The sequence below is a fragment of the Mycobacterium ostraviense genome (assembly GCF_002705925.1).
GTDB lineage: Bacteria > Actinomycetota > Actinomycetes > Mycobacteriales > Mycobacteriaceae > Mycobacterium > Mycobacterium ostraviense.
The window spans coordinates 1-1,576 of record NZ_NKRE01000044.1 but is presented as its reverse complement, the minus strand read 5'-3'; the positions used below and the strand labels follow the sequence as shown (position 1 = coordinate 1,576).

At 63.5% G+C, this 1,576-nt stretch carries 1 protein-coding gene and 1 pseudogene; both read right to left on the bottom strand.

Translation table 11 applies throughout. From position 1 onward, the window contains the following. Positions 1-655 precede the first annotated feature (655 nt). Positions 656-1,156, bottom strand: coding sequence for a transposase (locus tag CDN38_RS27830; protein WP_075509739.1), 501 nt, complete (start codon positions 1,154-1,156; stop codon positions 656-658). A gap of 277 nt (positions 1,157-1,433) precedes the next feature. Further along, a pseudogene (locus CDN38_RS31475) lies at positions 1,434-1,576 on the bottom strand (ISL3 family transposase); the annotation flags it as partial.

The following is a 1,576-nucleotide window of genomic DNA, read 5'->3' as shown; positions in this document are numbered from 1 at the left end:
GTGGCATGGTCGAGCTTACGACCATCGTTGTCCCGCATAGTAATAAGTCAACACGACCGCCCCGGAAAGACGGTGCACCGTACACCGTGTGTCGCCTTACTTATGTGCGACTTAGTAGTTTGCCGACCACGTCGGTTCGGCGCTTGATCCGCCTCATTAAACCAGTCCAACGGATTGGTCGACCAACTCCTACCCAGTCGGGCCACAGGAAATCAGCGGACGCGGTGATGCCGGCGGCGATGGTGTCGAGCGAGTGAAGAGGAGACGATCGCGGCGGCGACGTTCGCTGCTGATCCCTTGGGCACTTGACGCTGCTGCGGCCCCAGTAGGCGGATTCGGTTGGGGGACATGCCATCATCGGTTGACCAGCGCGCTCGACGCCGACGAACACCACGCGGTCAAGCAGGCCCACGTGACCCCACGTGATCTATCAGAAGATCATCGCGGCCCATTTTCAATTCAACGGCGGCCGGCAAACACCCGATGGGCGGACCGGATCGAGGCGATCCGCCCCGGCATACCTCATCGAGCTGGCGGAGGTGTTCTCCGGACCACCACGGCTCCAACGGCGAATGGATGCCCTGCGTCGCAACATCCTTGGCACCTTGTCTGGTGTGCCAAAAAGGGTTCTACTGACGTTCCCGTGGGTGGGGTTTCATGCTGCGCGCCCGGGTAGTGGTGGACAAAGGTCGCCACGGGTCAACAATGCCATGGCTATCAGCGCGTCCGGGCTGTGGAATACATAGGCGCGCTTGGTCAATGCCCGCAGGTGAGTGTTGGTGGCCTCGGATCGGGCGTTCGACAGCCCGTGGTCGAGGGTGTTGCAGATCAGGTCGCGGTGGCGGCGGATGCTGCGGGCGAGCGTGACGAACTCTGGGATGCGCGAGTGCGACGCCCACGACAGCCACCCGGCCAACAGCTGCCGCCCGTAGTTGCCTTTGACCCGAAAGACTTCGCGCAGTTGCTCTTTGAGCAGATACGCCCGGTAGAGGGTGCGATTGGTGTCGGCGATCTCAGAGAGGCTGGTGCGCTGCTCGCAGGTCAGCTCGGGCGGGTTCTTGCGGGTCGCCCACATCGCGTGCCGATCCCGAACCCCTGCCTTGGTCATGGTGCGCACCCGCACCTTGTCCAGTGCCCTCAGCGCCCAGGCCACCACATGGAACGGGTCCTATGTGCACCGGCGGATTATGCGGACTGGGTTGCAGTGCGGTGCGTTTGGGCTGGTCAGAAAGCCGATGGTCGTGATCGTGTGAGCATAATTCCGCGCCCTTGAGGGAGACGCTTTCTCTACCGGGATGGACCCGGAGAGGAGGTAGATCATGACGAACGATCCGTGTCGGGTGCGGGTGAGCGGACCCCTGGCGGAGTACGCGATGAGCTTCGGCGAGGAGTTGCTGAGGCGCGGCTATCCGGGCGAGCGGGCTGCTCGCCAGCCCCTTCCTATATGCGATCTCGTCGATGCCGATTCGGGCCAAAAAGCCCGGCGAGCAGGTCATTGGTGTCGCGGCCGTCGGCGACCACCCTGGTCACGATCGCCGCGACGGTGCGCCAGGCGATGCGCAGCAGCACCGTGAGC